23 protein-coding genes are annotated in these 25,108 nt (G+C 26.7%); 13 read left to right on the top strand and 10 right to left on the bottom strand.

The window, feature by feature from the left end; translation table 11 throughout:
* Positions 1–4: 4 nt before the first annotated feature.
* From C7380_RS04690 to C7380_RS04635, 12 genes are all read left to right on the top strand, one after another.
* Entirely contained in the window at positions 5–2,179 is a 2,175-nt protein-coding gene (locus C7380_RS04690; RefSeq protein WP_109604330.1) for a sodium-translocating pyrophosphatase, read from the top strand.
* 146 nt (positions 2,180–2,325) lie between these two features.
* Positions 2,326–3,135, top strand: coding sequence for a fumarate hydratase (locus C7380_RS04685; protein ID WP_109604329.1), 810 nt, complete (start codon positions 2,326–2,328; stop codon positions 3,133–3,135).
* Positions 3,125–3,613 carry a FumA C-terminus/TtdB family hydratase beta subunit gene (locus C7380_RS04680; protein ID WP_109604328.1) on the top strand — a complete coding sequence of 163 codons (489 nt, stop codon included), beginning with the start codon at positions 3,125–3,127 and terminating at the stop codon, positions 3,611–3,613. Before C7380_RS04685 ends, C7380_RS04680 begins: the two co-directional genes overlap by 11 nt.
* A gap of 23 nt (positions 3,614–3,636) precedes the next feature.
* Positions 3,637–4,773, top strand: coding sequence for an NAD(P)-dependent malic enzyme (locus C7380_RS04675; protein WP_109604327.1), 1,137 nt, complete (start codon positions 3,637–3,639; stop codon positions 4,771–4,773).
* A gap of 394 nt (positions 4,774–5,167) precedes the next feature.
* Positions 5,168–7,465, top strand: coding sequence for a methyl-accepting chemotaxis protein (locus C7380_RS04670; protein ID WP_109604326.1), 2,298 nt, complete (start codon positions 5,168–5,170; stop codon positions 7,463–7,465).
* A 192-nt stretch (positions 7,466–7,657) separates the two neighbouring features.
* Positions 7,658–8,257 (top strand): hypothetical protein, encoded by a 600-nt coding sequence (locus tag C7380_RS04665; protein WP_146192150.1) that lies wholly within the window; start codon positions 7,658–7,660, stop codon positions 8,255–8,257.
* 18 nt (positions 8,258–8,275) lie between these two features.
* Positions 8,276–9,079, top strand: coding sequence for a DUF4198 domain-containing protein (locus C7380_RS04660; RefSeq protein ID WP_109604324.1), 804 nt, complete (start codon positions 8,276–8,278; stop codon positions 9,077–9,079).
* A gap of 59 nt (positions 9,080–9,138) precedes the next feature.
* Positions 9,139–9,375: a FeoA family protein gene (locus C7380_RS04655; RefSeq protein WP_158274781.1), complete on the top strand. Its 237-nt coding sequence runs from the start codon at positions 9,139–9,141 to the stop codon at positions 9,373–9,375.
* Between the two features lie 12 nt (positions 9,376–9,387).
* Positions 9,388–9,621, top strand: a complete 234-nt coding sequence (locus C7380_RS04650; protein WP_206050525.1) for a FeoA family protein — start codon at positions 9,388–9,390, stop codon at positions 9,619–9,621.
* Positions 9,618–10,319 (top strand): FeoB small GTPase domain-containing protein, encoded by a 702-nt coding sequence (locus C7380_RS04645; protein WP_109604322.1) that lies wholly within the window; start codon positions 9,618–9,620, stop codon positions 10,317–10,319. The genes C7380_RS04650 and C7380_RS04645 overlap by 4 nt, the downstream gene beginning before the upstream one ends.
* Positions 10,312–12,321 carry a nucleoside recognition domain-containing protein gene (locus C7380_RS04640; RefSeq protein WP_109604321.1) on the top strand — a complete coding sequence of 670 codons (2,010 nt, stop codon included), beginning with the start codon at positions 10,312–10,314 and terminating at the stop codon, positions 12,319–12,321. Before C7380_RS04645 ends, C7380_RS04640 begins: the two co-directional genes overlap by 8 nt.
* Before the next feature lie 5 nt (positions 12,322–12,326).
* Positions 12,327–12,599, top strand: a complete 273-nt coding sequence (locus C7380_RS04635; protein WP_109604320.1) for a hypothetical protein — start codon at positions 12,327–12,329, stop codon at positions 12,597–12,599.
* Positions 12,600–12,627: 28 nt separating this feature from the next.
* Here the strand turns inward: C7380_RS04635 and rny are convergent, their stop codons facing one another.
* From rny to C7380_RS04585, 10 genes are all read right to left on the bottom strand, one after another.
* Positions 12,628–14,178: a ribonuclease Y gene (rny, locus tag C7380_RS04630; protein ID WP_109604319.1), complete on the bottom strand. Its 1,551-nt coding sequence runs from the start codon at positions 14,176–14,178 to the stop codon at positions 12,628–12,630.
* Positions 14,179–14,646, bottom strand: a complete 468-nt coding sequence (locus C7380_RS04625; RefSeq protein ID WP_109604318.1) for a regulatory protein RecX — start codon at positions 14,644–14,646, stop codon at positions 14,179–14,181.
* Positions 14,636–15,769, bottom strand: a complete 1,134-nt coding sequence (gene recA / locus C7380_RS04620) for a recombinase RecA (protein ID WP_109604317.1) — start codon at positions 15,767–15,769, stop codon at positions 14,636–14,638. Before recA ends, C7380_RS04625 begins: the two co-directional genes overlap by 11 nt.
* Positions 15,762–16,349 carry an RNA 2',3'-cyclic phosphodiesterase gene (gene thpR, locus C7380_RS04615; protein ID WP_240597500.1) on the bottom strand — a complete coding sequence of 196 codons (588 nt, stop codon included), beginning with the start codon at positions 16,347–16,349 and terminating at the stop codon, positions 15,762–15,764. Before thpR ends, recA begins: the two co-directional genes overlap by 8 nt.
* Positions 16,350–16,380: 31 nt before the next feature.
* Positions 16,381–16,896: a CDP-diacylglycerol--glycerol-3-phosphate 3-phosphatidyltransferase gene (gene pgsA, locus C7380_RS04610; protein ID WP_109604316.1), complete on the bottom strand. Its 516-nt coding sequence runs from the start codon at positions 16,894–16,896 to the stop codon at positions 16,381–16,383.
* Entirely contained in the window at positions 16,893–18,194 is a 1,302-nt protein-coding gene (gene rimO / locus C7380_RS04605; protein ID WP_109604315.1) for a 30S ribosomal protein S12 methylthiotransferase RimO, read from the bottom strand. The genes pgsA and rimO overlap by 4 nt, the downstream gene beginning before the upstream one ends.
* A 126-nt stretch (positions 18,195–18,320) precedes the next feature.
* The gene (polA, locus tag C7380_RS04600; protein ID WP_109604314.1) at positions 18,321–20,984 is read right to left on the bottom strand and encodes a DNA polymerase I; all 2,664 of its coding nucleotides are present in this window, start codon (positions 20,982–20,984) and stop codon (positions 18,321–18,323) included.
* A gap of 211 nt (positions 20,985–21,195) precedes the next feature.
* Complete coding sequence (locus C7380_RS04595; protein ID WP_109604313.1) at positions 21,196–21,471, bottom strand: metal-sensing transcriptional repressor; 276 nt, start codon at positions 21,469–21,471, stop codon at positions 21,196–21,198.
* A 9-nt stretch (positions 21,472–21,480) separates the two neighbouring features.
* On the bottom strand, positions 21,481–21,693 hold the full coding sequence (locus C7380_RS04590) for an SHOCT domain-containing protein (protein ID WP_158274780.1): 213 nt from the start codon (positions 21,691–21,693) through the stop codon (positions 21,481–21,483).
* Between the two features lie 212 nt (positions 21,694–21,905).
* On the bottom strand, positions 21,906–23,186 hold the full coding sequence (locus tag C7380_RS04585) for an ArsB/NhaD family transporter (RefSeq protein ID WP_109604311.1): 1,281 nt from the start codon (positions 23,184–23,186) through the stop codon (positions 21,906–21,908).
* 547 nt (positions 23,187–23,733) lie between these two features.
* Between C7380_RS04585 and ffh the strand changes: the two genes are divergently transcribed.
* Positions 23,734–25,062 (top strand): signal recognition particle protein, encoded by a 1,329-nt coding sequence (gene ffh / locus C7380_RS04580; RefSeq protein ID WP_109604310.1) that lies wholly within the window; start codon positions 23,734–23,736, stop codon positions 25,060–25,062.
* Positions 25,063–25,108 lie beyond the last annotated feature (46 nt).

The following is a 25,108-nucleotide window of genomic DNA, read 5'->3' as shown; positions in this document are numbered from 1 at the left end:
GACTATGCAATTTTTGTGGTTCTTGTTAATAGTACCATTATTAGCTTTGTTGTTCGCCAGGATTAATTATAAAGGTATTCTAAAGCTTGATGAAGGAACTTCAGAAATGAAAGAAGTTTCTAAAGCTATTAGAATAGGGGCAAACGCGTTTTTAAAACATGAGATGACTACGATATTATTTTATGTAATAATAATAGGTATCGTATTATCAGTGATAATAGAATGGTATGTCGGTGTTGCTTTTGCCATCGGTGCTTTTATGAGTGCCATGGCAGGTGTTGTTGGAATGAAGAGCGCAACACAAACCAATGTGAGAGTTGCTAATACTGCAAGAAACACAGAAGATATAAGTTCCACTTTAAAAGTGGCTTTTAAAGGTGGTAGTGTTATGGGTCTTGCGGTAGCTGGGTTTGCACTCAGTGGTATGATATTGATTTATTTGATATTTGGACATTATCTTGGACAATTAGATCCAGAAAATATGATAATAAAAGTTAATTGGTTAAAAATAAATTATATACCTTTTACTATGACTGTTTCTGGATATGCTTTAGGTTGTTCTTTAATAGCCATGTTTGATAGAGTTGGAGGAGGTATATATACTAAAGCAGCTGATATGGGAGCAGATTTAGTTGGAAAAACAGAACTTGAACTTGATGAAGATGATCCAAGAAATCCAGCGGCAATAGCAGATAATGTTGGAGATAATGTTGGAGATGTAGCTGGTTTGGGAGCTGATTTGCTTGAAAGTTATATAGGGGCTATAATTTCTTCAGTAGTACTTGTATTATATACTCAATTTTTGTTGGGAGATTCAAATTTAACACATAATTCAGCTATAAATCTGACATTATATCCTTTAATTTTTATGAGCATAGGCCTTGTAAGTGCTATGATAGGAATATTTTATATATTGAAATCTAAAGGTAGTAGTAATCCTCATAAAGATTTAAATAGATCTTTGACCATATCTGCCGGTTTAACAATATTATTTTCATTCATAATGACCTTTTTTTATCTCGATTCCATGACGGCAGAAGAATTGAAAAATATAGGTTTTGTTTTTGGTAAAATATCTCCATGGGTTGCATCTATAGCGGGTATATTTTCTGGGATATTCATAGGCCTTCTTGCAGAATATTATACGAGTGATGATTATAAACCCACTCAAACATTATCTAAATTTGCAAAAGGTGGACCTGCAATAGTTATTTCAAAAGGATTGGCACTTGGAATGAAAAGTGTTTTTTTACCAGTTGGAGTATTAATGATATCTATATTATTTTCATATGAAATATCTGGACTTTATGGTGTTGCCATGGCTGCAGCTGGTATGTTGTCTTTTGTAGCAGCAACTGTAACTGTAGATTCTTATGGACCTATTGCTGACAATGCTGGTGGAATTGCAGAAATGGCTCATTTACCTAAAAAAGTTAGAGATATAACTGATAAATTAGACTCTGTTGGTAATACAACAGCAGCTGTTGGTAAAGGTTTTGCAATAGGCTCTGCTGGATTGGCTGCATTATCACTATTTGCATCATATATATATTCTGGAGCTGGACCTCAAGATGCAGGTATAGGAGATTTAACTCATATATTGAATTTAAATATAGTCAATTCAAGAACTATTGGAGGAGCTCTTTTTGGTGCAGCATTACCTTATTTTTTCAGTGCTTTTTTAATAGATGCTGTTGTAAAAGCTGCAAATAAGATGGTAGATGAAGTCAGAAGACAATTTAAAGAGATTCCAGGACTTATGGAAGGAACTGCCAAACCTGATTATGAAAGATGTATAAAAATAAGTTCAGAGGGCTCTTTAAAAGAAATAAAAATACCTGCCATGATTTCTGTATTCACTCCAATAGTTACTGGATTTATATTTGGAGTAGATTTTGTTGGTGGATTATTAGTTGGTACAACTTTAAGTGGTATAATGCTTGCAATATTTTCAGCTAATTCTGGTGGTGCTTGGGATAATGCAAAAAAATATATTGAAAAAGGAAATATACAAGATGAAAAGAAAGGTGGAGAAGCTCATAAAGCTTCTGTTGTCGGAGATACAGTTGGAGATCCATTAAAAGATACAGTTGGTCCATCTTTAGATATATTAATAAAAATAATGTCTGTTTCATCTTTGATAACAGTATCTATATTCAAAGTATATCATTTATTTTAAAACTCTAATGATTAATGAAAATGGTGAATTTAATATTCACCATTTTTTATTTTTATTGATTTTTCTTAAATGTATTTTATTTTTAATATAAATAATAAAAAATACTTTATAATATTAAAGAAAGTAAATTTTATTGGAGGTTAAAAATGTTTGAAAATATAATAAATAAAATAGCGAAAAAAATAGAAATTGCAAATAATCATATAAATAAAGATGTATTAAAAAGTTTAATAGAATATGATGGCCCATTTTCTAAAGAAATAAATGAAAATTATAAAATATCTGAAAAGCTTAATATACCTTTATGTCAAGATACAGGTATGGTTGAATTTTTTGTTTTTTTACCAAAAAAAAGTATAGATTTAGATATTGAATATATAATAAATCAGTCTGTTATAAAAGCATATACTTCTAATAATTTTAGGTATTCTACAGTTAAAGAACCTCTATTTAAAAGGGAAAATATGAAAAATAATTCTCCAGCTATAATACATTATTTTTTTCATGAAAATAAAAATATAAAAATAAAATTTTTAATAAAAGGTGGTGGAAGTGAAAATCTTTCTGCACTTTATATGTTAAAACCTTCTGCCGATAAAGAAGAAATAAAAAAAATTATAAAAGAGCATATAAAAGAAAATGGAGCAAGAGGGTGTCCACCTATGAATATAGGAATAGGAATAGGTGGAACATCAGATAAAGCTATGATATTATCTAAATTAGCTTTAACAGAAGATTTTAATGAAAGAAATCCAATTACAGAATATTCTGATTTTGAAAAAGAATTAATAAACGATTTAAATGATCTAAGAATAGGATTTCAGGGACTTGGATATGGAAAAACAGTTCATTCTGTACATATAAAATCATATCCAACTCATATAGCAACACTTCCACTCGCAATAAGTATAGATTGTTATCTAGTTAGAAAAGGAGAGGTTGAAATTGAACTTTGAAAATCTAAGAGTTGGAGATCAAATTGAATATACGGGGGAACTTATAGTTATGAGAGATGCAGCTCACAAAAGATTGAAAGAAATATATATTTCTGGTAAAGAACTTCCAATAAAATTAGATAATAAAATAATTTTTTATGCTGGCCCTGCAAAGAAACCAGATTTTCAAGTTATTGGAGCAATAGGACCAACAACAAGCAATAGGATGGATAAATATTTAGAATTTGTTTATAAACTTGGTGTTATTGCTACAATTGGTAAAGGGAAAAGAAGTTTGGAAGCATGCAAAGTGAATAAAAAATATAAAAAACATTATTTTATAACTCCCAGTGGAATGGCTGCTTTATTATCTCAAAAAGTAAAAAAATATGAAATTTTAGCTTTTGAAGATTTGGGAACAGAAGCTATTCAAAGACTTTTTGTTGAGAAATTTCCATTGATGGTTGGGATAGATAAATATGGAAAAAGCTTATGGTAAAATGAAATCTAAGGAGTGAGTTTATGGATAATAAAGAAAAAGCACTTAAAATGCATGAAAAATGGAATGGTAAACTTGAAATATTATCAAAAGCAAAAGTTAATAATGCAGAAGATCTTGCAATTGCTTATACTCCAGGAGTTGCAGAACCTTGTAAAGAAATAAATAAAAATATTGAAAATGTGTATAAGTATACTATGAAATCCAATACTGTTGCTGTAATAACTGATGGGACAGCAGTTTTAGGCCTTGGAGATATAGGCCCAGAAGCGGCATTACCTGTTATGGAAGGAAAATGTGTTTTATTTAAAGAATTTGCGGGAATAAATGCAATACCAATATGTTTAAATACTAAAGATACAGAAGAAATAATAAACACAATAAAAATAATATCCCCTGCTTTCGGGGGAATAAATCTTGAAGATATTTCGGCACCAAGATGTTTCGAAATTGAAAATAGATTAAAAGAAGAACTGAATATTCCAGTATTTCATGATGATCAACATGGAACTGCAATAATAGTATTAGCAGCTATAATAAATTCTTTAAAAATAGTAAAGAAAGAAAAAAAAGATTTAAAAGTTGTTATAAATGGTGCTGGTTCAGCTGGTATAGCCATTACAAAACTATTAAAAGATTTTAAAATAGAAAATATTATTTTATGTGATAGGGATGGTATATTAAAGAAAGAAGAAAAAAATTCAAATTGGGCGCATGATGAAATCGCAAAATCTATAAATCCTGAAAACATAAAAGGTGGATTAAAAGAAGCTTTGATGGGAGCAGATATATTTATAGGGGTCTCTGCACCAAATATTCTTAAAGAAGAGATGATAAAAAGCATGAATAAAAATCCTATAATATTTGCTTTAGCAAATCCAATTCCTGAAATAATGCCAGATATTGCAAAAAAATCAGGTGCAAGAATAGTTGGTACTGGTAGATCTGATTTTCCAAATCAAATAAATAATGTTCTTGCATTTCCCGGAATATTTAAAGGTGCTCTCATTTCAAGGAAACAAATAACTCAAGAAATGAAAATAAAAGCAGCTTTTGCGATTGCTTCTATGATAAAAGAAGAAGATTTAAATGAAGATAATATACTTCCAAAGGCTTTTGATGAAGGAATATCAGAAAAAGTTGCAAAATCTATAATATAATAAAAAAAAGGTTTAGATTTTATCATCTAAGCCTTTTTTTATTGATAATAGAAGAAAAAGAAAAAGTTTTTTTCCATCATATTATTTACTCTATCAACCTTTTTATCAATATTTTCTTTTTTCTTTTTAAAATACATAATATCACCTCTCCTAATTCGGATATTTTTTATCTCAATTAAATTATATCATTATTATATTAATTAATTATTTAATATAATAATTTTTTGTAACATAAATCTTTCTTTTTTTGAAAAATAAAGATTTACTCTCTTAATCCAATTTAATTATACATAATGTATGTTAATTGGAGATATACCGTATATTTATATATCGATAAAAAAATCTTTTTTGATATAATATTATTAGAAAACGTTTTCAAAAAAGGGGGATTTAAATGAATTATAAGGTTAATTGGTTTAATAAAATAAGTAATAAAATAGCAATTATAATGCTTTTAATAGCTGTTATACCAACTTTATTTATAGTTTTTTATATGAAAACAAATGTTGATAAAGAAAGTATAAAAGTACAAAATAATTTAAATGAGAAAATTTCTATACTTGAAGAAAATTATGAAAAAGAATTTGAAAGTTATAATGAAAACGTTATCGAAAATATAAATGATTATAATTTATACATAGTTGAAGAAATAAAAAATATTGAAAAAGATATAAATGATAAATTTTCAAATTCTTATCAAGAATCTTTTGATTCAAAATTAAAAACATTGACAAATGTTTTTGTTAATTTTATAAGAAATGAAAAATCTGATATAGAAAAGATAGGAAGGTTAATAACTGAAAATCGAGATTTAAGAGAAATTACAGCGAATAAAAAAATAAGTTTAATGCAAAGGTACAATCTTTTAGAACCATTTGCAATGCATCTTTATATGACTGGAATGCAACTTTGGGTTGTGAATCCAGAGAAAACAAACAAAGATAATATAGTACAAGTAAAAAATGATATTATCAATAAAAAATCAGAATATTTTAAGGATAGTAATAATATAATAAAATCTCAAGATATGTCAAAATATCTTGAAAAATATTTTAAAGATTTTTTGAATTCGACAAATAAACATCCAAAAATAGTTACATTATCTATAGATAATTTACCATATTATATGGGAATATTTCCTATAACTGGTATAGACAAAGTTGATACTATAAATGGATTTTTAATCATATTTGATGAATTTAATTATCAAAAACTTATTGATATTTCTTTGATACTTGATTCATATATAACAGTTTATTCAAAAGATAAAAGTCCACTATATTCAAATTTACCATTAGATAGTCTAAAAATAGATGATAAAAAAATTATTGAAGAATATTCAACAGATAAAATAATAGGTAAAAATTTGAGAAGTCATTATAAAAAAATAGATGATTTTGATGGCATATATATACAAGTATCTGATGTGTTTAAAGATGCAAAAGCTGACATAGAAATACCTTTAAAAACTGATTTCAAAGTGGATTTTTATGTTCCTGAAAAACAAAAATTTAATTTTAATATAGATCTTGATAAAATAATCCAAAATATATTCATAATATTATTTTTTATAATAGTGATTATTTTTTTAATATCTTATTATATAAGTAAAAAAATAGGAAAAAATGTAAACAATATAAATGATGAATTAAGGAATATTTCAGATGGAAATCTAAATTATTTTAATAAAACTATTAAGAAAAATGATGGGGAATTTTTCTTAATGAAAAATAATTTAGAAAATACAAAAAAATCCTTAAAAGATATTATAAATAGTATAAAAGAAAATACTCAAAACCTTTTACATGTTTCAAAGAATATAAACAATGATTCTAATGATTTAGAATTTTTTCAAGAAAATATTAAAGATATTATAAATAAAACAAAGAATTTAGATAACAAAATAGAAAATATTTTAAATAATGCATTGATTCAAATGCAAGAACTCTTAAAAAATTCATTTGAATTAAAAAATAATTCTGATAAACTTTCTAATATAAACAAAGAAGTTAAGATTTTTTCTGAAATAGGTTTAGAACAAGTAAAAACTATAAACGTCAATAATGAAGATATTGAGAATTTTATGAGTAAAACTTTTATAGATCTTGAAAAATTTAAAAAAGAATTTGAAAATATAAATTCATATATAGAAAATATAATGAATATATCTGAACAAACAAATTTACTTGCATTAAATGCATCTATAGAAGCTGCTCGGGCAGGTGAATCAGGAAAAGGATTTTCTGTTGTTGCAGAAGAAATAAGAAAATTATCAGAGAAAACTCAAAGTACAGCAACAAATATAAATGAAAATGTTTTAAATCTTTCTGAAAGATTTAAAGAGCTTATAAAGGGGTTAAATTCATCTAAAAATGGTGTAGACAATTTAAAATCATCTGTTAAAAATCTTAATTTAGGATTCAATGATTTAAATAATTCAACGAAAGAATCTATAGAATATTCTAAAAACCTTAAAAGCTCTATAGATATTCAATTATTAAATGTAGAAAATTTTAAAGAAAGTATTACAAATATAAAAGACAATATAAATATTTCAAAAGATGAATTAGATAATTTATTAAACACATTGGAAAAGAATTTAGAAATTTTTGAAAGATTAAACAATGATTCTCAAAGTATAGATAGAATTTCTTCTTTGCTCGAAGATAAATGTAAAAAATTTAATATTTGAAATTTAAAAATAAAAAACAGGATTATTTTTATATAATTCTGTTTTTTTTTATTCTTTTTTTAGATTATTTTTTTTAAAAAAAATAATAATAAATTAAGTAACTTAAAGGTTACTTTTAATTATTTTTGATTTAAACTAAATAATGTAGTATAACAATAAAAATGTAGATAAAACTACAAAATTTTTTTGGGGGTGTTTGTCATAAAAAAAACATTTTTATTTTTAATGATTTTATCAATATCGATTTTATCTTTTTCACATTCTCCACTTCTTTTGATAGAAGATAATGGCGATGGAACAATATATGTTGAAGCAGGATTTTCAGATGGAAGTGGTGCTAAAGGTCTTGAAATTAGACTTGAAGATGAATCGGGTAATATTTTATACAAAGGTGTATTGGATGATTTTAATTCTATAGAATCTATACCTATACCAGAAGTTGAAAAATATTTTGTTATATTTGATGCAGGTCCTGGTCATATTGTTACTAAAGATGGCATAGTCAATTCAAATAAATCAGAAGAAGTTTCTTTTGAAGAAGAAAAACAAGTAGAAACTAAAATAGAAGAACCTGTTCAAAAAGAAAATAATTCTCAAAACAATCAAAATGTAGGACAATATATGCCAGTAAACAGCTCTATGATCTATCCACAGATGAATTATAATTCATCTGATGATGGTATAGAAAGAACGCTTATTACTACAAATATATTATTGACTTTTATAGCGGTATGTCTTTTAATAATTGCTTTTACATCTATATTAAATTTAACTTCAAAAAATAAAAAATAAATTTAAGGGGGTAATTATATGAAAAAAAGCATTTTGGTAATTTTTAGTATTCTTATGTTAATAACTGCCTTTTCACATTTTCAACTAGTTTATACAGAAAAGGATTTTATTGGTGAAGGAGATTCAAGTAATTTAGATATTCAATTAATATTTACACATCCAGGTGGAGGAACACATGATGTTATTTCAGATCCTTTATCTATGAATATGGGAAAACCTAAAAAATTTGGTGTATGGAATAAAGGTGAATATACCGATTTAACAGATTCATTAAAAGCATATACTTTTTCACATGGAAAAAGAAATGCAGATGCCTATAAACTAAATTATAGACTTAGAGGTATGGGAGATTTTGTTTTTGTTATAGAGCCAGAACCATATTGGGAAGCTTCAGAAGAAATTTATATAACTCAATATACAAAAGCTATAGTTAATAAAGCGGGATTACCTTCAGATTGGGATGCAGAACTTGGCTTACCAGCAGAAATAGTTCCTTTAACTTGGCCAACAAATATATATGCTGGTAGTACTTTTAGAGGAGTTGTAATGAAAGATGGAAAACCAGAACCTAATGTTGAAATAGAAATTGAATATTTAAATGCAAAAGCTTTTAAAAATGCTTTTAATGAAAAAGAAATAAATTTTGATGGAGGAGAAGCTCCAGCAATGTTAATAAAAACAGATAGCAATGGACAATTTTCTTTTACTTTTCCTTGGTCAGGAGTGTGGGGATTTGCAGCACTTATGGAGGGGGAACAGTATAAAGGCCAAGATCAAGAACTTGGCGCATGTTTTATGTTAAGAGTACATGACTTACCCTAATTTTAATTAGTCCTGCTTTTTAAAGCAGGACGCCTTTTAATATAATGGAGGGATTTTATATGGTAAGTTTAAGTTTAGATAAATTAAAACAAGGTAAAAAATCAATGATTATTTCTATGGATTTAAATGAAGATATATTGAAAAGACTTAATGATATGGGCCTTAACATAGGGGCAAATATAGAAGTCCTTGTAAAAGGCAGTAAGAATTCTCCATATCTTATAGGAGTAGATTCATTTAGAGTTGCTTTAGAACCGGATCTTGCACAATCTGTATATGTTATATCTGAAATGTGAGGTGTTTTATATATGAAAGAAATTTATTTGCATTCTTTAAAACCAGGGCAAAAATGTATAATAAGATCTTTAAATTCAAGTGGTATAGAAGGTCAAAGACTTTTGGATATGGGTTTTATAAGAGGGACTGAATTAAAAGTTGTAAGAAATGCCCCTTTTGCAGATCCAATAGAAATTCTTATTAGAGGTTGTAATATAAGTATAAGAAGAGATGAAGCAAGTTTAATAGGTGTTGAAATAATATGAAAAATTTTAATGTTGCCCTTGCCGGACAACCAAATGTGGGAAAATCTACTCTTTTTAATGCATTAACTGGAGTGAGACAATTTGTTGCAAATTATCCTGGGGTTACTGTTGAAAAAAGATTTGGAAAGTATGTTTATAAAGATACAGAATTTACAGTTATTGATCTTCCGGGAACTTATAGTCTCTCTTCATATACCAAAGAAGAAAGAGTTTCAAGAGATTTTATTCTTAATTCTGATATAGAACTCGTTATTCAGGTCTTAGATGCTTCTAATCTTACAAGAAGTTTTTATCTGTTTTTTCAGCTTTTAGAGTTAGAAATACCTATAATAGGAGTTTTAAATATGGTAGATATATCTAAAAAAAGAGGAATTGAAGTAGATATAGATAAACTTCAAAATAAAATAGATATTCCTATAATAGAATGTATTGCCAATAAAAATAAAGGAATTATTGAATTAAAAAATCGAATATTTGATTTTTGTTTAAAGGATAAAAAAATTTCTAATTTTAAAGTTGATTATGGTAAAGAATTAAACAAAGAGATTGATCAAATAACAGAAATAATAAAAAAATTAAACATTAAAAATTATCCACCAAGATGGCTTGCTATAAAGTATCTTGAAAATGATAAAACAATAATAGATCTTATAAATTCTTCTTTTGAAGGATTAGAAATGAGTGATATTAATGTCTGAAAAGAAAAAAATGGAAAAAATAAAAGAAGAAATAATGGAAAAAAATAAAGTACCTTCACAAGTAATAGTGGCAGAAAAAAGATTTTTAAATGCAGAAAATATAGTAAATTCATGTTTAAAAAGTTCAGGACATGGAAAAAGAACTATTACTGATATAATAGATTCTTTTGTTTGTAATAGATTTTTAGGTCCTATAGTACTTTTTTTGACTTTGTTTGCTGTATATGAACTTGCCATTGTTGGTGGTTATAAATTAACTGATTATTGGTGGCCTATTCTTGGAGGAATTCAAAAATCTATAGTTAATATACTTCCAGCAGAAGGGTTTTTAAATGACCCTTTTATCAGAGATTTTGTTATATGGATGGTTCAAGGAATAATGGCGGTTTTAAATTATATTCCTATATTTATAATTTTATTTGCTTTAGTTGCGATAATGGAAGATTCAGGATATATGGCAAGAATTGCTTTTATATTGGATAGAGTTTTTAAACCTTATGGATTACATGGACAATCGGCCTTACCTTTAATGTTAGCTGGTCTTTATGTAGGTGGTTGTGCGGTTCCTGGAGTTATGGCTACGAGATCTATAAAAGATGAAAAAGTTAGAAATGCAACTATAATGGTAACTCCACTTATGAATTGTTTAGCTAAAATACCTTTTTATCTTCTCATGATAGATGTTTTTTTTAAGGAAAGTAGTGGATTAACTATGTTTTTGATTTCTACTATTACTATATTTATAGCATTAACAGTTAGTAAATTACTTTCTATAACAGTTTTAAAAAATAAAGAGACAGCTCCTTTTGTTATGGAGATGCCCCCATACCATATACCTTCATTTAATAATGTTTCAAGAAGAGTTATTGAAAGAACATGGATATTTATAAAAAAAGTTTTGACTGTTATAGTAGTTGTTATGGCTGTAATTTATTTCTTTTTGAATTATCCAGGAGTAAATAATATAGAAAAAGAAAACTTTGAAAATAATATAAATACTATTATGTTAGAGCATAATTTAAATAATATTGAAAATCCATATATAAAGACTTTTTCAAATTCAGAAATAATAGCAGAATATTTTGATTATTCTTCAAGATATAGAAGTAGTTTGAGAAATGCAAAAGATGATTCAGATAAAGAAAGAATAGATTTTAAATATAGGCGTATAAACCCTGAATTTTTTATAGTTTATAATAATGGAAAGGTTAATATATATGATTCTGAAAAAGAAAACTTTGAAAGATATTTTAATGATTATAATAAATCACTAAATAATCTTATAACATCATATGGCAGTATAAATAATCAAAATTATTTAATCTATTATGATTTTTATAAAGCTTGGCAAAGTGCTAATCCTGTTTATTTTAGTTTTGTTAAAGATGGAGATTCCAATTATAAAAGTTCAACATTATTCAATGCACAAGCTTCAAAAATGAATAAGAATTTAAAAGGAATAGATAGAAGTAGAAAAGAATTAAGATTAAAAAAACATGAAGAAAATCTTATGGGTAGTATGCTTGGAAAATTAGGTATATATTTAGAACCAGTTACAAAATATGCAGGCTTTAATTGGAGAATAAATGTAAGTCTTTTAAGTTCATTTGCTGCAAAAGAAAATACAGTCTCTACACTTGGTAGTATATATAAAGATGGAGTTGAATCAAAAGAATTGAGCCAAAAAATTTCTGATATGGAAAGTGGTTGGACTTCTTTACATGCAGCTGCTATGATATTTTTCATGGCTTTAACACCTCCATGTATAGCAACTATAATAACTATTGCAACTGAAGCTGGATGGAAAATAGCTGTTTTTACCTCTATTTATCCAGTTATTATAGGTTTTATATTTGCCGTTTTTATATTCAGTCTCGGATCTATTTTAAACTTGACAGGTTTGCAAATGCTATTAATAGTATATTTTATATTTGTATTCATAACCGTATTGCTTGGAATTTATAGTAATTATTCTAAAAAGAAAAAGCAAAAAAAGGTGTGAGCTATATGATTATAGAACTTTTATCCATCATAGAAAAAAATAATATATCTACTTATTATGAAATTTCTAAAATAATGGATAAAGAAGTTTTTGAAATAAAAAATTTGATTTTTTTGTTAAGAGATATGAACTATATAAAATTTTTAAATACAGAAACGTGTATAAGTTCTAATTGTAGAATATGTAGCATAAATAGTTCATGTTCGATAAAAACATTTGTAATGCCAAAAATAGTTTTAACAGAAGAGGGTAAAAATTTATTAAAGTATAAAAATTAAAAAAGCTTGCACGAAAGTGCAAGCTTTTTTAACTGGCATAAGAAACTGATCTTTTTTCTCTGATAACTGTTACTTTTATTACTCCTGGATACTGCATCTTTTCTTCTATTTGTATGGAAATATCTTGTGCTAATTTTTCAGCCATCGCATCTTCTATTTTATCAGGTTGAACTATTATTCTTAATTCACGGCCAGCCTGTATAGCATAAGCTTTATCAACATATCTAAATGATTTTGCTATTTCTTCTAATTGTTCTATTCTTCTGACATAATTTTCTAAAGTTTCACGTCTTGCCCCAGGTCTTGCAGCTGATAATGCATCAGCAGCTCCAACCAAAACAGCTTCAGGTGTCATGGCATCTACTTCATTGTGATGATATTGTATACCATTGACAACTTCGATTTTCTCATTATATCTTTTAGCTATTTGGCCACCTACAACTGCATGAGAACCTTCAACTTCATGATCAATAGCTTTACCTATATCATGGAAAAGAGCAGCTCTTTTTGCAAGTTCAACATTTAAACCAAGTTCGGAAGCCATTAAACCGGCAAATTGTGCAACTTCTATAGAATGTTCTAAAACATCTTGACCATAACTTGTTCTAAATTTTAATCTTCCAAGAAGTTTAACTAATTCAGAATGAGGTGGTTTTATTCCAACTCTCATGACTGCTTCTTTACCAGCTTCTTTTATATATTCTTCAACTTCTTTTTTCGATTTTTCATACATTTCTTCTATTCTTGCTGGATGTATTCTTCCATCTGCCACTAGCATTTCTAAAGATCTTTTAGCTATTTCACGTCTCAATGGATTAAAACATGAAAGAACTACTATTTCAGGTGTATCATCAATTATTAAATCTGTTCCAGTGAGCTTTTCAAAGGTTCTAATATTTCTTCCTTCTCTACCTATTATTCTACCTTTCATATCATCGGTTGGTAAAACTACAGTAGATGTTGTAATTTCTGATGTTATATCTGAAGCGTATCTTTGAATAGATGTTGTTATAACCCATTTAGCATATTTTTTTGCATCTTCTTCATATTGATCTTTAATTTCTTTGAATTTCAATGCTAAATCACTTTCATATTTTTCTTTTACCTCATTCATAACAATTTCTTTTGCTTCATTTTCACTCAAATTGGCAATTTCATTTAATTTTTCTTTTGCTTGAGTTTTAATTTCTTCTATTTCAGTTTTCTCAGTTTCAAGTTTTTCTTTTAATTTTTCAATATTTTGATCTTTTCTATCTATATTTTCTTCTTTTCTTATGAGTCTTTCTTCTTGATTTTTTAGATCCTCTTTTTGTTGTTTAACTTCTGAATCAAATGATTGTCTTAATTTATGAACTTCTTCTCTCGCTTCTACAATTTCTTTTTTCTTTATTGCAGATGCTTCTTCTAAGGCTTTTTCCCTTATTTTAGCAGCTTCAACTCTTGCTTTTGCAATATCTTCTTCAAGCTCTTCTTTTTTTGTTTTTAAAGTAGAAATAAATTTCGAATTTCCCATATATAATCCAATAAAAAGTGTAATTATTGCAATTATTAAAGTAATAATTATTTGGATTACTAACATTTAGTCACCTCCTAAATCTCTAATCACGAATTCTATTGTATCGGTTTCGAATCCTCGTCTGAATAAATAGTTTTTTGTTTTTAAAATATCTTTTGTTTTTTGATAATATTTTGAAGAAACATTTTTTGCAATTTCATAAATGTCGACTTCTTCTTTTATTTTTTCAAGGGTGGTATAAATTATTGATTCATCTACACCAAGTTTCTTAAGTTCTATGAAAACATACTTAGGACCTTTTTCGCTCAATGTAATTTTATCATAAGAATAATAATATGCAAACATATTATCATTTATAATGTTATGTTTTTTTAATTTTTTTATTAAATTTTCTATATTTTGTTCTGAATATCCTTTCATTTTTAATCTAAACTTTAATTCATGTTCAGAACGCATTCTATATTTTAATAAAGAAGCAGCAGCTTTTTCAACAGCTGCTGGGTCATCTGGGTCTATTTTTTTATTTTTCATCTTTTTTTACTTCACCAGCATCTTCTTTTACTTCTTCTTTTTTATTTTTTTTAGATTTATCTTTAAACATCTCTTCGAGATCTTCTGGAACTGCTATTTCCATTTTTTTTCTTATTTTATATTCAAGATAATCGAGTAATTCAGGGTTTTCCATTAGATAATTTACAGAGTTTAGTTTTCCCTGTCCTATACTTACTTCTTCTTCATTTTCATTTATATAAGAAAACCAAGCTCCTTTTCTTTGAATAAATTCATTTTCGACTGCAAGATTAAAGATATCATATTCTTTTGCAATACCTTTTCCATAGATCATATCTACTTTTGCTTCTTTAAAAGGAGGTGCAACTTTGTTTTTCACAACTTTTAAAGTTGTTTCATTTCCAACAGCATCCTTTCCTTCTCTTATCTGAGAACCACGTCTTACTTCGACTCTTATAGTAGAATAAAATTTTAGAGCTACTCCTCCTGTAGTTGTTTCTGGGCTACCATACATAACTCCAATTTTCATTCTAACTTGGTTTATAAAGACTACTATAGTTTTAGATTTACTAACACTTCCCGCTAATTTTCTTAAGGCTTGAGACATTAATCTCGCTTGTAAACCAACATGAGAATCTCCCATAGCACCTTCGATTTCAGTTTTTGGAACTAAAGCAGCTACTGAGTCTACAACAACCATATCTACAACATTTGATCTTACAAGAGAATCAACTATTTCTAATGCTTGTTCTCCAAAATCAGGTTGAGAAACTATTAATTTATCAATATTTACACCCAATTTTTTAGCATATTCAACATCAAGAGCATGTTCTGCATCTACAAATGCAGCTATACCATTATTTTTTTGAACTTCTGCGAGTGCTTGAAGAGTAAGAGTAGTTTTTCCTGAGCTTTCATTACCATAAACCTCTATTATTCTTCCACGAGGAAACCCTCCAACACCAAGTGCGACATCTAAAGATAAACAACCGCTTGGTATAGTAGATATATTATTATTATCTACACCTTGTCCCATTATCATAACAGAACCTGTACCATGACTTTTTTCAAGTTCTTTTACCAATTTTTCTAATAATTGATCTTTGTTATTATCATTATTATTTGTTGTTTTTTTCTTAGCCATTTATTATTACGCCTCCTTCAAAGTCAATACTGTAAAGCTTTTTATATACAGGACCTGTTTTTGTTAGTGTAGATGAAAAAATTCCTACAGAGTTTACAGGTATCTGTATTGGTTCAAAGCTTATAGATTTTATAAGAGTATCCCAATGTTCGGGGTGTTTTTTGACCCTTCCCAAAGTTATATGTGGAACAAACTTTTCGTCTTTAACATTAATATTTAAAAGTAATAAAGATTTCTTTATTTCTGAATAAAGACCTTTTAGAATTTGTTCTTCTTCTACTCCGAACCATATGCTTTTTGGTTCATTCTCAAAAGAAAAGTAACCTATTCCTCTCGTGGTGTAAACAAAAGTTGGGAAACCTGAAATTCTTTCGCCTATTTTATAAGCTAATTTTGCTATTAAAGACATATTTAAATTACCAAGAAAAAATAAAGTTAGATGTATATTTTCTCTCTTAGTCCAATTTGATTTAAAACCCATTCTATCGAGTTTTAATATGCTATCAGTTAAAAGATTTCTTTGTTCTTCATTAGACTCTATAGCAATAAAAGTTCTTATTGAATTTCTATTTTCCATCATTTGAATACACCCCTCCGCCACCTTTTTTTGTTTACATTTTAAAGCCTTCTTTGTTTTTTATTAAATAGTTAAAACCAGAAAATAAACTTACAAAAGCTGTTGTATATATTAATACATTGTTTAATAAGATAGAGAAATTCAAATATATAGCAATTATTAAAACTATTTGTAAAAATGTTTTTAGTTTTCCAAATTTATCTGCAGCAACTACTATATTTTTATTTGCAAGAAACATTCTCAATCCACTTACGAAAGTATCTCTAACTACTATTATTGCAACAAACCAACCAGGCACAAATCCAATGGTAAGTAATGATATTAAAACAGCATTTATCATTATTTTATCTGCTATTTGGTCAAAAAATTTTCCAAGATCTGTAACCATATTATATTTTCTTGCAATCCAGCCATCTAATAGATCTGTGAAAGAAGCTATTATGAATACTATGAGGGCTGGTAAAAAATAATTTTCACCCATAACAGTTAATATATACAATGGAAATACTGCTAAAATTCTTGAAAATGATAACCAATTAGGTATATTCAATCTACTAATTCTCCTTCCATATCATAATCAAAAGTTTCATTTATTTTTATTTTAATTAAAGATCCTTTTAATAAGTCTTTTTTGCTTTTGAAAAACACATTTCCATCTATTTCAGGTGCATCCATCCAAGATCTTGCTATGTATACTCCATCATTTTCTTCTTCGAGTATACATTTTATAATTTGATTTTCAAATTTTTTTAAGTTTATATTTGAAATATCTTTTTGTAAAGACATTAATTCATCTAATCTTTCAGCTTTTGTTTCTTCATCTACTTTATTTTTAAAATTATAAGAAGGAGTTCCTTCTTCTGGTGAATATATGAAAGCTCCAAGTTTATCGAATTCAACTTTATCTACAAAATCTAAGAGCTCTTTGAAATCTTCATCAGTTTCACCAGGAAAACCAACTATTATAGAAGTTCTTAGAATTGAAGGAACTTTTCTAACTTTTTTTACAATTTCTAATAAATTTTCCCTCATCTTTATTCTACCCATGGCTTTTAACATTTTATTTGAACCTGTTTGCATAGGAATATCAAAATAGTTTAAGATTTTATCGTTATTATGTATGGCATCTATTATTTCATCATTTATAAAATCGGGGTGAAGATACATAACCCTTATCCAAAAATCACCATCTATTTTATTCAGTTCATTCAAAAGTTTAGGTAAACTTTGTTTTCCATAAAGATCTGCACCATATAGAGTATTATCTTGTGATACAAGTATTATTTCTTTTTTTCCATTTTTTATAAGAAATTCAACTTCTTTTTTTATATCTTCGATTTCTCTACTTTTTGGATCACCTTTAAAATAAGGAATAGAACAAAAAGCACATTTTCTTGAACAACCATCTGATATTTTCACATAAGCATATGGAGTTTCAGGTATATATCTATATTCACATTTATATGTGTCGATGGGAAAAGGATGTTTATAAAAAAATTCATTATTTTCTATTTTATCAACTATCATTTGAGGAGTTATAACTCCAAACAATCCATCAGCTTCATTTAATTCTTCTCTAAATTCATCATAATATCTTTCAATCATACAACCAATAGGAATTATTTTTAAAGCGGGATTATTTTCTTTTAATGAATTATATTCAAATATAGTATCTATAGATTCTTTTTTAGAGTTTTCTATAAAACCGCATGTATCTATTATTATCATATCTGAATTTTCTGCATTTTCTTCGTATTTATAACCTTTGTTTTCTAAAATACCTCTCAGTATATCCATATCAGCATCATTTTTTGGACAACCGAGTCTTACAATATGAAACTTTTCCATTTGTTAACCTCCACAATTTACATCAGACATTAGGGCGAACTTTAGTTCGCCCGTATTTTGAATAGATTATATAAAAATTATATCAAAAAACGGGTTTAAAAAAAATAAAGTTAAAAAAATTAACAATTATTTATTCCATATTTTTCCAAAGGAAACATCGACTTTTAAAGGAACAGAAAGTTTTACAGAATTTTCCATACAGTCAACTAATATATTTTTGATTTCTTCTTTTTTATTTTCTGGAGCTTCTATTAAGATTTCATCATGTACTTGAAGTATCATTTTTGCATAATCTGGTAAATTTTTAAAAAGTTTTATCATTGCTATTTTCATAATATCAGCTGCAGTACCTTGAATAGGTGTGTTTATAGTTATTCTTTTCAAATCATGAGATCCAGTTCTTATATTTTTCATAAATCTTTTTCTGCCAAAAAGAGTTTCTACAAATCCATTTTCTTTAGCTTTATTGATAGAATCCTCTTGATTTTTTTCAACAGCTTTATAAAGTTCAAAATATCTATCTATGAATAACTTCGCATCTTTAAAAGGTATATTTAATTTTTGAGAAAGACCGTAAGGAGTTGAACCATATACGAGTGAAAAGTTAACCATTTTTCCTATTCTTCTCATATTAGAATCTACGTTTTTTTGATCTACATTAAATATTTTTGAAGCTGTGATACTGTGAATATCATCATTTGTATTATAAGCTTTTAATAAAACTTCGTCTTGTGATATGTGAGCCAATACTCTTAGTTCTATTTGAGAATAATCTGCACTTATCAATATATTATTGTTATCTTGTACTTTAATAGTTTTTCTTATTTTTTCTCCTTCAGGTTCTCTTATTGGTAGATTCTGTAAATTTGGATCTGAACTACTTAATCTACCAGTTGCCGTACCTGTTTGATTAAATGAAGTATGGACTCTACCTGTTTTTTTATTTATAAGTTTTGGGATTGAATTTATATAAGTTGAGAGTAATTTTTGATATTTTCTATATTCAAGTATTTCTGATATTATTTCATGATCATTTTTTAATAATTCGAGTGATTCTGCATCCGTAGAATAATTACCAGATTTTGTTTTTTTCTTTCCTTTTAAGCCAAGTTTTTCAAATAATAATTCTCCAACTTGTTTGGGAGAATTTGGATTAAACTCTTCTCCGGTAAATTTAGACATTTTTTCTTCAATTTTATTCAATATTTTTTGATATTCTGTACTCAATTTTTTTAAATCTTCTGAATCAAAGTAAACACCATTTAACTCCATATTGGCAAGAATTGGAACTATTGGCATTTCTATTTCCGTGAAAATTTTTATTAAATCTTTTTTATGAAGTTCTTTTGAAAGTACTTCATAAAGCCTAAAAGTTATGTCAGAATCTTCTGCTGCATATTCAAGCACTGTTTTTTCATCTATATCTTCAAGAGTAGATGAAAAAAGTTTTCCATTCATAACTTCTTTATATTTTTTTGTTGTATAGTTTAAATATTTTTGTGCGAGATCATCCATATTAAATTTTCTTGAATCAGGATTTATCAAATAAGCAGCTATCATAGTATCAAAATATGGATTATTGATAGTATAACCATACCTGTTCAATATTGAAATATCATATTTTAAATTTTGTCCTATTACTTTTTTTTCATTTAAAATTGGTATGATTTTTTTCAATATATTTTTCTTTTCATTTTCATTTATATTTTTTAAATTTAAATAAAATCCTTCAAAAGATTTAAATGAAAAGGCAATTCCTAAAAGTTTGGCTTCAAATGGATCTAAAGAAGTCGTTTCTGTATCAAAACATATGAAATCATTTTTCTTCATCATTGATATTAATTCATCTATATTTTCAGGTTTTAATTCCTTATAAGTTCCTTTTTTTGAATAATCAATTTTATTTTCAGTATCATTTGAAGAACCTAATTCAAGTTCTTTTATTAAGGATGAAAATTCTAATTTTTCAAGAAATTTTTTTAATTCTTTTTTATAGCCAGTGTATAAAATATCTTCTTTTTTAAAATCTAAAGGGGCATCCAACATTAATTTAACCAGCTTTTGACTTAAAAAAGCCATCTCTTTATTTTCGATCAATTTTTTCTTAGTTGCACCTTTTACTGAATCTATATTTTTATATATATTCTCAAGAGTTTTGAATTCTGCAAGCAATTTTTGAGCAGTTTTGATACCTATCCCTTTCACACCTGGTATATTATCAGAGCTATCACCCATCAAAGCTAATAGATCTATAATTTGATTTGGGAAAACACCCATTTTATTTTTAACTTCTTTTGAATCATATTTTTTAATGTCGGTAGTGCCTTTTTCAGGTCTCAAAATAAAAATATTCTCTTTTATTAATTGCATCATATCTTTATCAGAAGTTATTATAAAAATATTATCATAATCATTTTTATATTTTATTGCTGCAGTAGCTATTACATCATCTGCTTCATATTTATCAAAGGCTATTACATTTATTCCAAGATTTTCAACCATTTCATTTATATTTGGAAGTTGAGCAATAAATTCATCTGGTGCTTTAGGCCTTTGAGCTTTATAACTCTCAAGTAATTCATGTCTATAAGTTTTTGTCTTTTTATCCATAACAAATAATATAGAATCTTCATCTTTTTTTATATAATCATTTAAAATTTTTAACATCATTCTTGATACACCAAATATAGCATTTGTTGGTTTACCATCAGAAGTACTCATCCAATTACCTATAGCAAAAAATGCTCTATAAGCTATTCCAGAACCATCTATTAAATATAAATCAGCCATATTAAATCTCCTTTGTATATTTATTTATGTAATTAAAAATTGTCAATTTTTATTTTTGATAAATGTAACATAAAACTTATTAATTCACCATATTATTATAACATTATTTCATTACATATTTTTTGAAAGAGAATCAAAAAATATATATTTTTGTATAATTTTTTTATAAAAAAAAGGTGAAGAATAAAATCTTCACCTTTCAAAATTAATATCACATATTTTTATTGAGATAACTTATAACATTTTCAAGTTCTTTAAGTTTTTCATTTATTTCATTTTCATCTTTTCCAAAAGCGGCTTCTTTTACGCAAGATTCTATATGATTTTTTAAAATAATTGTATTAGCTTTTTTTAATAAAGCTATAGATGCAAGTACTTGATTAGAGATATCAATACAATATTTTTCATCTTCTATCATTTTTATAGCGGCTTCTGTTTGGCCTCTTGCTGTTTTTAGTATTTTTAAAGCATTTTGATGTTTTTTCATATTGCACCTCTATTTTTTTATATTTTCCTTCATTCTGAGATACTCATCTTCACTTATTTCACCTTTTGCGTATCTTTCATTCAAAATTTTCAAAGAATTATCATCGATATTATCATTAGGTATATTTCTATATCTGTTTTCATAATAATTTCTATTATTATTCTCATTTCTAAATATTATCCAAACAATTGCGATGATTATTACGATTAGTATAAAAAACATAAAACCACCTCCAAAAAAACCATTTGAGTAATAATGCATCATATAAATCAACTCCTAAAACTTATACCCCTATATAGGGGGTACTATATAATAACTCATTTATTTTTCAAAAATATTAATATAATATAAAAAATATTCGTTTTTGAATTTATCATACCAATAATTTTGGAGGATTATATTCAAAAACGAATATCTTGTATTTAAAAAATTATTTATAAAATTACATAATAATGGAAAAAAAGGTATAAAGTTCCAACTATTAAAGTGGCAAGTACAGTTAAAGAAGCCATTTTCATATATTCAGCAAAACCAATCTCTTTTCCTGTCTGTTTTTGAATTAGAGATGCTCCCACAATGTTTTGAACTGCTCCAAGAGGGGTTAAATTAGTTCCAAGATTGGCACCAATTGCATAAGCATACCATAATTCAAAAGGAGCTCCTTTTGATATTAAGACGCCGACTACTGGGGCGATTAAAAGAGTTCCTGGAACAGCACTTAAGAAAGGAATTACTAGTGCACCAACCCACATTATTATTAACATTAATACTAATGGAGTATTTATCAATGGAATGAATAAATTTGAAATTACATCTATTACTCCAATTTCTTGTAATGAAAAAGTTACTATGAACAATCCGGCATAAAAAAACATTGTATCCCAATCTAATTGTTTTGCCATCGATTCAAAATCTCTTTTTGTTAATAACATCAAAACCATGGAACCAGATATTGCTATTATTGCAATATTCATATTTATCATACTATGAAACATAAAGCCTAATAAAACAATTACAAAGATTATTAAAGATTTTATCATAGAATTTTTATCTTGAATAGCTTTTTTAGGATCCATTTCTGAAAGTTTTTTTAATTTTTCAGAAAAATTTGAAGTATCTTCTTTATAAGTAGCTTTAAACATAAAGAAAGTTATTAGAAAAGATATTATGGTTAGGGGGAGCATGGTTATCAAGAATTGTGTGAAATCAAGTTTTCCTACAGAACCTAAAACTATATTTAAAGGGCTACCTATAAGAGTACTCATACCACCTATGTTATCAACGAATATAGAAAGCATCATCAATGGAGCTGGATCTATATTTAATGTATCAGAGATCAAGAATATTATTGGAGCTATTAAAATTATAGTTACCAAATTATCAAGAAAAGCAGAAAACAGAATTACAACTATCATCAATAAAAATATTGCCGTCCAAAACTTATTCCTGCTGAGTTTGATTACATTAACCGCTGTAAAAGTAAAAAAACCACTTTCCTTCATAATTTCTACTATAATCATCATACCCAATAATATACCTAAAGTTTCAAAACTTACTATATTACCTACATTTTCAAAATTTAAACCGGGTACGGGTTTAAACATAAACAATAAAACACCTAAAAAGAAAGTTATAATAGATTTTTTAATCTTTCTTGCGAAGATTATAAAATAATAAGTTAATACCGCAATTGCCAAAACTAATACTGAGCTCATCATAATTCCTCCATTTAAAAATATTCGTTGATGTATATATATATTAACAACTTTATAATTTAGTTTTAGTTAAGCTTTATTTAAGTTTTTGAGCATATTATGAATTTTTTTCTCATATTTATAATTAAACTAATGTAATTAGAATTAAATCATTAAAATTGCTTAATTTAAAATTATATTCAATTAATTATATCTCTAAAAAGGGGTATTTTTTTTAAAAAAATCATTATTTTTATAAGAATATTGTTATAATTTTTTTAATATAGAAAATAAATTAATCTATATTTATTGTTAATTGATTTGAGTTTTTAGGCTTAAAATATATGAAAAGACTGTTAATTGATTTTATGTAAAAAATGATATAATAGTTATAAATAAAAGAAAGTGAAAAAAATATCAATAATTACTCATCAAAAATGTTCTTTAAAATTTAATAAAATTGCAACAATAATGTATAAGCTATGCATAAGATTTATCATCATTTTTACCAAAAGTAATATTTTTTATAGTATACTTTATAGGTATTATTTCCTGAGAGGTGAAAAAAATGTTTGAAAACATACAAAAAAAGCTGTCAAGTGCTTTTAAGAATTTATCAGGACAGGGTAAAATAAGTGAAAAGAACATAAAAGAAGCTGTGAGACAGGTAAAGCTTTCTTTGCTTGAAGCTGATGTTAATTATAAAGTCGTTAAAGACTTTATAGACAAGGTTAAAGAAGAAGCTATGGGCGCAAAGGTTTTAGAAAGCTTAACACCTGATCAGGAATTCATAAGAGTTGTTAGAGATAATTTAATAGAACTTATGGGTGGAAATAAACCTGAAAAGATTTCCTTATCGAGAAATCCTGGTTTTATAATGTTAGTCGGTTTACAGGGTAGTGGTAAAACTACTCATGCTGCCAAACTTGCAAAAATGTATCAAAAAGAGGGAAGAAAACCTTTATTGATTGCGGCAGATACATATAGACCTGCAGCTATAGATCAATTAGTTCAATTGGGAGATAGTCTTGGAGTACCAGTTTTTACTGGAGATAAGACTGATGCGAGAAATATAGTAAAAGAAGGTAAAAAATATGCAGAAAAATTATTACATGACATTGTTATAGTTGATACTGCTGGTAGACTTCATATTGATCAGCAAATGATGGATGAAGTTGAAGATATAAAAAATATAGTTAATCCAGAAGAAATAATAATGGTTGTAGATTCTATGATGGGTCAAGATGCTGTTTCTTCTGCAAAAGAATTTAATGATAGACTCGAGCTTTCTGGGTTCATAGTTACCAAACTAGATGGTGATTCAAGAGGTGGAGTTATTATCTCAATAAGAGAAATAACTAAAAAACCAGTGAAATTTGTAGGTGTTGGAGAAAAATTAGATGAATTCGAACCATTCTATGCAGAAAGATATGCTGGAAGAATATTGGGTATGGGAGATGTTCTTTCATTAATTGAAAAAGTTGAACAAGAAGTAGATAAAGAAAAAGCTGAAGAAGATGCTAAAAGAATGATGGAAGGGAAGATTACCCTTGAAGATTTTCTTCAAAATATAAAACAAATAAGAAAAATGGGTCCTTTGAGTAAAATACTTGAAATGATACCTGGAACACAAGGGGTAGATGTTGATACAGATAAAGGTGAAAAAGAGATGACCAAGATGGAAGCCATAATAAACTCTATGACGCCTAAAGAAAGAAAAGATCCAAAGGTTCTTACTTATTCAAGAAAGCAAAGAATAGCAAAAGGTTCAGGAACATCACTTCAAGATATAAATAAACTTTTGAAATCGTATGATCAATTGAAAAAAACGATGAAACAATTTAAAAAATTTGGTAAGAAGAAATTTTTTGGAAATAAAATGCCATTTGGAATGTAATTTAAAAAACTAATAAATATAAAGTAAAAAATCAGGAGGTGTATTT

It is taken from the genome of Oceanotoga teriensis, from assembly GCF_003148465.1.
Taxonomy (GTDB): domain Bacteria; phylum Thermotogota; class Thermotogae; order Petrotogales; family Petrotogaceae; genus Oceanotoga; species Oceanotoga teriensis.
This window is presented reverse-complemented; position numbering and strand designations above follow the sequence as displayed.